General features: G+C 67.0%; 9 protein-coding genes. 5 read left to right on the forward strand and 4 right to left on the reverse strand.

Annotation, left to right across the window (positions count from 1 at the left end; all coding sequences use genetic code 11):
• The first annotated feature begins 165 nt into the window (after positions 1-165).
• Together AC1DKQ_RS18910 and AC1DKQ_RS18915 are read left to right on the forward strand one after the other, a co-directional pair.
• Entirely contained in the window at positions 166-444 is a 279-nt protein-coding gene (locus tag AC1DKQ_RS18910; protein ID WP_476919828.1) for a hypothetical protein, read from the forward strand.
• The gene (locus AC1DKQ_RS18915; protein WP_476885679.1) at positions 441-1,655 is read left to right on the forward strand and encodes a cation:proton antiporter; all 1,215 of its coding nucleotides are present in this window, start codon (positions 441-443) and stop codon (positions 1,653-1,655) included. Before AC1DKQ_RS18910 ends, AC1DKQ_RS18915 begins: the two co-directional genes overlap by 4 nt.
• Positions 1,656-1,738: 83 nt before the next feature.
• Here AC1DKQ_RS18915 and AC1DKQ_RS18920 read toward each other — a convergent pair whose 3' ends face one another.
• Positions 1,739-2,452, reverse strand: coding sequence for a DNA alkylation repair protein (locus AC1DKQ_RS18920; RefSeq protein ID WP_476919829.1), 714 nt, complete (start codon positions 2,450-2,452; stop codon positions 1,739-1,741).
• A gap of 351 nt (positions 2,453-2,803) precedes the next feature.
• On the opposite strand from AC1DKQ_RS18920, the gene AC1DKQ_RS18925 reads away from it, so the two are divergent.
• Positions 2,804-3,874 (forward strand): glycoside hydrolase family 16 protein, encoded by a 1,071-nt coding sequence (locus tag AC1DKQ_RS18925; protein ID WP_476919830.1) that lies wholly within the window; start codon positions 2,804-2,806, stop codon positions 3,872-3,874.
• Between the two features lie 91 nt (positions 3,875-3,965).
• On the opposite strand, the gene AC1DKQ_RS18930 is transcribed toward AC1DKQ_RS18925, so the two are convergent.
• Positions 3,966-4,619, reverse strand: a complete 654-nt coding sequence (locus AC1DKQ_RS18930) for an aspartate/glutamate racemase family protein (RefSeq protein ID WP_476919831.1) — start codon at positions 4,617-4,619, stop codon at positions 3,966-3,968.
• A gap of 323 nt (positions 4,620-4,942) precedes the next feature.
• Between AC1DKQ_RS18930 and AC1DKQ_RS18935 the strand changes: the two genes are divergently transcribed.
• A complete protein-coding gene (locus AC1DKQ_RS18935; RefSeq protein ID WP_476885675.1) occupies positions 4,943-5,263 on the forward strand; it encodes a hypothetical protein in 321 nt (106 codons plus the stop codon).
• Between the two features lie 44 nt (positions 5,264-5,307).
• Here the strand turns inward: AC1DKQ_RS18935 and AC1DKQ_RS18940 are convergent, their stop codons facing one another.
• Positions 5,308-6,306 carry a dienelactone hydrolase family protein gene (locus tag AC1DKQ_RS18940; RefSeq protein ID WP_476919832.1) on the reverse strand — a complete coding sequence of 333 codons (999 nt, stop codon included), beginning with the start codon at positions 6,304-6,306 and terminating at the stop codon, positions 5,308-5,310.
• Positions 6,307-6,318: 12 nt separating this feature from the next.
• A complete protein-coding gene (locus tag AC1DKQ_RS18945) occupies positions 6,319-6,447 on the reverse strand; it encodes a hypothetical protein (RefSeq protein WP_476885673.1) in 129 nt (42 codons plus the stop codon).
• Between the two features lie 305 nt (positions 6,448-6,752).
• Here AC1DKQ_RS18945 and AC1DKQ_RS18950 point away from each other — a divergent pair.
• Positions 6,753-6,958: hypothetical protein (locus AC1DKQ_RS18950; RefSeq protein ID WP_476919180.1), on the forward strand; the 206-nt coding region annotated here is incomplete at its 3' end.

Consider the following 6,958-nt stretch of genomic DNA (forward strand, 5'->3'; position numbering starts at 1 on the left):
CCGTATCGGAGACAACAGGCGCCTATCCACCGTAACCCGAACCGGATGTAAATGTCACATTCAGGTAACGGCGGCCACAGTACGGTCCCGCAATTGCCCATGGGGCGGCGCCGCATCCGAACGTAGGATGATGCCATCAGCACCACGCCTGAGCGGAGGCCCGAAATGAACAGCCACTGTGTCGCCATCTGCCAGCTGAGCACTCAGCCCCAGGAAGATTTCGACGTCAACACCGAGCTGCTGATCCTGGACGGCCAGGACGTCCGCGTGACCACGTGGGACGCGGAACCGCGCGACGGCGGCTTCGACGAGCACGTCCTCAATGATCGGGTGGATGCGCTCGGGTACATGGTTGTCAACGACTGGGCCTTCCTGGACGGCAAGGCCTACGCGGTGGTGGAGCGGCGGTCAGGCCCGGCGCAGGAGAGCAGCGGCGAGCCGTGACATTCCTGTCCCTGGCGCTGATTGCCGTCGTCGCCCTCGCTGGCCCCCTGCTGGCTCTGCCGGTGCGCTGGCGGCTGCCGGTGGTGCTGGGCGAACTGCTGGCCGGCATCGCGATCGGACGTTCAGGCCTGGCCCTCGTGGACCCCACAGACCCGACGTTTACCCTGCTGGCCAACATCGGATTCGCGCTGATGATGTTTGTGGCCGGAACCCATGTTCCCGTGAGGGATCCGCAGATCCGCTCCGCCCTTGGCCATGGCTCCCGCCGGGCCATTGCGGCCGCAGCGGCAGCGGTGGCGGTCGCCACCGGCATCGGCCTGCTCTTCGGAACTGGACATGCTCCCCTCTACGCAGTGCTGCTGGCCTCCTCGTCGGCCGCCTTGGTCCTTCCGATCATCGATTCCCTGCGCCTCGGCGGACCCCATGTCATCGCCATGACCGCGCAGGTGGCCATCGCCGACTTAGCCTGCATTGTGGCGTTGCCGCTCCTCGTGGACCCGCCCCACGCAGGCCGCGCGGCACTGGGCGTGCTCGCAGTGACCGGCTGCGCGGTGGTGCTCTACTTCGTCCTGCGCTGGCTCGATCGCAGGGGAATCAACGGGCGCATGCACCGACTCTCGGAAAGCCGCAAGTTTGCCCTGGAGCTGAGGAGCCAACTGGCCGTCCTCTTCGCCTTGGCCGCAGTCGCGACGTGGAGCAATGTGTCCGTGATGTTGGCAGGCTTTTCATTCGGCCTGGTGGTGGCCGCCGTCGGCGAACCGAGGCGCCTGGCCCGGCAACTGTTCGCCCTCAGTGACGGCTTCCTTGGCCCGGTGTTCTTCGTGTGGCTGGGCGCGTCACTGACACTCAAAGACCTTGCCGGGCATCCGGAGATGATTGCCCTCGGACTGGCCCTCGGAGCCGGGACCCTGCTGACGCACGCCGGCCTGGCGTTCCTGGGGCTTCCGTTGCCACTCGGGGTGTTGTCGGCGGCCCAACTGGGCGTGCCCGTGGCGGCGGCGAGCATCGGCACTCAGCTGCAGGTCCTACTCCCGGGCGAGGCTGCGGCCCTGCTGGTCGGCGCGCTGGTCACCATAGCCGCGAGCGCCGTCGCCGGCTCGCGGGCGGCGAGGACATTCGCGCTGCCCGCAAATGCCGGCGGCAGATCCGGCGATGCCGGCAGCGCCGTCGGACCGGGTGATCCCGGCGGTCCGGGAGATCCGAAAGTCTGAAAGTCCGGACGACGGGAAGCCCGAAGGTCCGCAAGTCAGAACACGGGCCGGGCCGGGCCGGGCTGGCGCCAGCACTCGAGTCGTCACTCTCCAGCGGCGGTGAATTGCAGCTCCGGCCTTGTCTTAGCCATCTCGGCCAGGACGCGGGAAACCGCATCCCGGACCACAGCGCCGTCGCCCTCGGCGTGGAGGTCGGCGTCGGAGTCGAACGGCCCTTGAGGCTCGCCCAGCACAGCATTGGCGTGGCGGACAAATCTGTCCCAGTCCCCCGTACCTGCGCGCAGAGCCTGCAGCGGCGAAAGCAGCGCGGCCCGGCGCAGCCAGGCATCGGGCTCGCGCATCCACCGGTCCAGCACGCTGTCAGCCCGCACCCTGGCCAAAAGGTCAAGCCCGCCCACCAACGGGCCGACAACGTCAACGGCGAGCGGATCCACGAGCTCCCGCACGTGCGCCTCCCGGATGAAGCCCTCCAGCCGGGTGAGGTCGGAGTTGGTCAGCAGCTTCACATTGGCCTGTAGCAGGATCACCGCGGCCTGCCTGCGCTCGAAAACCGGCATAGTCCCCGGTTTCGAGCCCCACAGTTCGGAACTCAGCGCAGTGATTTCATCGTGTGACAGCCCGGGATAGCGGCGGCCGGCGTCCCGGACGGTCCCGCGCACGGCACCCATGGACGTGCCGTAGAACCGAAGGCCGTTGCCTCCTGGTTCCATCTCCAGCCGCGAAGCCAGCCCGTCCGCACGGCGCCAGGAACTTTCCCGCTGCAGCGAGAGGTCGATGAATTCGCCAGCATCACTCACCCGTCCATTCTTTCGCCTGGGCGCCGGAAAATGCCGTGAACCCTTCCCGGAAGGTTTGCGGGTCAAGGTAACGTTCCGGTAACGTAGGCCACTGGCCGCGAAGGCCTGGCCCGAATGCAGGGCCCCGGACCGCCCCTTCTCAGGGCCCGGTTGCGCCGTTCGGCGCCTGCTCGCCCATGCTCTGGCAGCAGGGGCCCGATGTTGCTTCCCGCACTCGCCGCCCTGGCAGCGACGGTAGTGAGCGCCCGTCACAAAGCCCGGAGGGGTCCGTTGTTCCAGAAAACACCGTCCAAACACGCACAGTTCAATCACGCACAGTTCAATCACGCAGAGTCGAAGCCACCACGCTTCATGACACCGCAGCTCCACAAAATAGCGATTGCGTTGAGCTTGGGAGCACTGTCCCTGACCGGTTGCAGCGTCGCTCCCACGGACGGCGCGGCAGCACCCTCCGGCGGCACCCAGGCCCCGCGGCCTGCCGCGGCTTCCACGTCAGCGGCGGCCACCCAGGCCCCGCGGCCTGCCGCGGCTTCCACGTCAGCAGCGGCCGCAGCGGCTAAGACGGCGAAGCCCTCTGCACCCAAACCCGTCGTCGGCACCGCCGCTGCAACGGCGGATCCCAGGGTCGAAGCGGCACCGGCAGCCGCCGTCGCACCTTCCTCCACGCTCAGCGCCGCGCCAGCATCGGGCGCCGCACAAGCGGCAGCCACTACGGGCTCGACGCCGGCCGCCGCGCCCGTTGCGGCCAAGGCCGCCGTCGCCGCGACCGGCGGCGGGTCGCAAGCCGCCACCGCCCGGGGCTGGGGTGCGGTTGTTGCAGGCGACGAATTCTCCAAGGCCGGCGCCCCCGACTCCACCAAGTGGAGCGTCTTCAAGGGAACCGGACATGCCGGCAAGGGTGTGCGGAGCCCGCAGGCATGGTCGGTCGCCAATGGCGTGGCCACGGTCAGCGGCAACTCGGCCGGCACTACGGGCGGCATGTCGGCAAAATTTGCACAGCAGAAGTACGGCAAATGGGAGACGCGCATGCGGACCAGCGCCCGGGACCCGAAGTACCACCCCGTGCTGATCCTGTGGCCCAACAACAACACCTCCCCCAACTGCGCCGAGATCGACTACGCCGAGGGCAGCACCAACACCACGCAGATCAAATTCTTCCTGCACTACGCCTGCGGCGGCTCGAGCTTCCAAACCACGGCGGCCAAGACGATCGACACCACCCAGTGGCACAACTACGCCGTGGAATGGACCCCGACCGGAATCACGGGCTACATCGACGGCGTGAAGACCTTCTCCGACACGAACCGCGCGCACCTGCCCTCCGTGGGCATGCATCAGACGTTGCAGCTGGATTGGTTCCCTGACGGGTCGGCCACCAAACCTTCGCAGATGCAGGTCGACTGGGTCCGCGTCTACAAGTAGGACCGGCTCAGCACCCCACAGCCCCGCGCCCCAACAGGGTGCGGGGCTGTCTTGTCGTTGACCGGTGGCGCGCAGCCACCGGCGGCGGGACTCAAACCTCCTGAAGTTCCCGGGCCACCACCGCGGAGACGAGCATGGAGCCGGCCGCCGTCACGGCGTCGATGACCGGAACCCCGAGCCGACGGCGGAGCACGTCCGCCATGCCGATGCTGCTCAGGCCGGTGCTGGCCTGGACGATCACGTCGGCGCCGGCGTCAACCAGCATGTGCGCCGCGGCGAGGGCATCGAAGATCCCGGCAGGCATGAGGAACGCGTCGGGCGTTTCGACCCGCCCCTCCCCATCAATAAGCAGCATGCGCTCCCCTAGCGCTTCCGAGATCGGACCCGGTACGTGGGCGCCGAGTCCAAGGACCCCAATCCGTCCACCAAAGGTCAGTGCGGCGGCCGCGGCTGCGGAGCCTGCCCCGATGACGGGGATGTCCACGGCAGACCGGGCGGCGGCCAGCCCGGGGTCGGACGCACAGCTGATAATCAGGGCGTCGGCGTCACCGGCCATTTCCCGGGCCAGCTGGACTACCTTGGGTGCTGCAGAATCGAGCGACGCCTGGTTGTAGACGCCGGACGGCTGGTCCGGAATACAGCGGGAGGTGACGGTAAATCCGAATGCTTCCTGCAGAAGTTTCCCGTGGGCGTGGAGCAGGCGTCGGTCCGACGTCGTCATCACCCGGATCAATCCAACACGCATGGCGTACTACCTTTCGAACGGATTCCTTGGTGCGAAGCTACACGGCCAGTATTTCCACGTCTTTTCGGGCAGGTGACAACCACGAGTACATGCCGTGGATTCATGCCGTGCCGCCGGTGGCCGGCCTCTTTTTGAGGTACGCGACACAGCAACCTGTGCATCACCTTGACGAAAACTTCGCTTCAATTAGCGTCGACGGGCCCGGCGCCGTTGTATGGTTTGTCACGGTGGCCCGCCTTCGGGTCCGGGTACCATGCCCGGGATGGGGGGAAGGCGGCAAGCCGGTTCCGGACTCAGCCGGGACGATGATCGAAGGAATAGCCATGTCGGTGGAGCCCTCGTCCACTTCAGAACGCCCCAAAGAAGGGGATCAGCACGACCTGGTATCCGGTGCGGAACAAGCCGCATCTGCCGATGCCATCCAGCATCAGGCCAGCAGAATCATTGACGCGGTGCTGGACGACACCGCTCCGGAACACCGCCGGGCCCGGGAGTTGCTTCGCCAGCAGATTGCTGCACATCCCGGCCACCCAGAACGTGCCCTCATGGAACACCTCTTGGCGTTAAAGGCGTTGGGCGGCCCCCACGAAGGGACGCCGGACGCGGGCGGCCGAGTTCTGCCAGAGTTTGCCTCGGGCGAGTAAGCAGCCCTCCCGCTGGCTGGGACGTGTTCCGGGGACCACGCCACTCACACGTACTTGCCGAACCAAGCGAGGGTATCGTTCCACGCGGCGGTGGCCTGCTCCTGGTTGTAGCGAGGCCCAGTGTCATTGTGGAAGGCGTGGTCCACGCCGGGATAGATCTTGAGCTCGTGCCGGACGTCGGTCTTGGCCAAGGCATCCCGGAGGGCCGGCATGGCTCCGGTGATCCGCTGGTCCTGTTCGGCGTAAACGCCAAAGACAGCCGCCTTGATGGCCGTGAGCTTGTCCAGATCAGGTGCGGGTCCATAAAACGCTGAGGTCGCCTTAAGGCCAGGGATCGCAGTCGCCGCCTGCCACGTGATACCGCCGCCGAAGCAGAAGCCGTTCATGGCGATCCGCCCCTTGTCAACGAACTTTTGGGTGTTCAAATACTCGAATCCGGCGGCGAAATCGGAGACGTGACGCCGGGCCCCGGCCTGAGTCAGAGCTCCCGGGACCGCGTCGGGGTCCATGCCAGCGGTGCCGCCTTCCCGGCTCAGCAGATCCAGGGCCAGCGCCGCGTACCCGGCCTTGGCGTAGCGGCGGGCCACATCCTGGATATGGGCCGTCAGCCCGCGGTTCTCGTGGCAAATCAGCACGGCCGGCCCGGCGGTCCCACTTTCGGGCCGGGCGAGATAGCCGCTGATGTGGGTGCCGCCCGCAGCGAACTGCACGGTCGCCGTGGTGAGTCCGGCCGCCCCCTCCGGGACGGACAGCGGGCTCTTGGCCCCTGGCACGGCGCCCGCGGACGCGCTGCCGGTCCCCGGCGAGGATTGTGCCGGCGTCGGCATGGGGTCCGTGCTGCGGGGAACCTCGTCGGCCGCGCAGCCAACCAGGAGCATCGCTGCCGAGGCCGAAGCCATGCTGCCCGTGATGAACGCCACCCGGCGCGTGAACGTGCGCTGGCTCATGGCGCCGGAACGGTAATCGTCGAAAAATTCCTCGATCAGGTACTTTTCAAACTTGCCAAGCTGCGTCACGACGGCCTCCTCCAGTGTGCCGATCATCCTCCTCCGAAGTCAGATTTCGAGCAAGAGTCTTGCCGGGAGAACCGCCCGGCGGCGCGGCGGCCACTTCCCCACGACGACGACGACCTGACGCTGCGCCAGCTCGCTGGCCCGCTGGCCCCAGCGTGGGCTCAGGTTCATCTGGAGATGGCAGAGGAATTTGACCAGCTAACTCTGCCTTTGTTGTCCACCCATGCCCGCGTAGATCCAAATGTCGTAGGTCGCGCGGAGTCTTGAATCATGGAGGGCAACCAGGGCCAGACGTGGTCCCGGCAGCACACGGCGAGGTTGAGCTCCGTCGCGGCGGGCGGTGCCCGAGAGAGCAGTATCGCCGCTGATGCGACGGCCACAGACCGCCGCCCGGGTCAGTCACCGCCGCCGCCTGTCCGCCCCCCCCCTCCTCTGGCTGTCCGTTAAATGTCGGACCTCCGCAGGAAACTTGAATCATGGACGGCAATCAGGGGCCCGACGTGGCTCCATCAGTAGCAGGGCGGGCTGGCGATGAATTCCGGGACCTGCTCGCGTTCTGCGCCCGCACGCTCCGGGACTTTCGTCAGGCCGAGGATCGAGCCGGAATCATCGAACAGTACCGGCAGCTCGACGAGTTGAAGTCTGCGATCGACACCTTGCTGATGCTCCTTCGGCTCGACGT

It is taken from the genome of Arthrobacter sp. 05L421, from assembly GCF_056397785.1.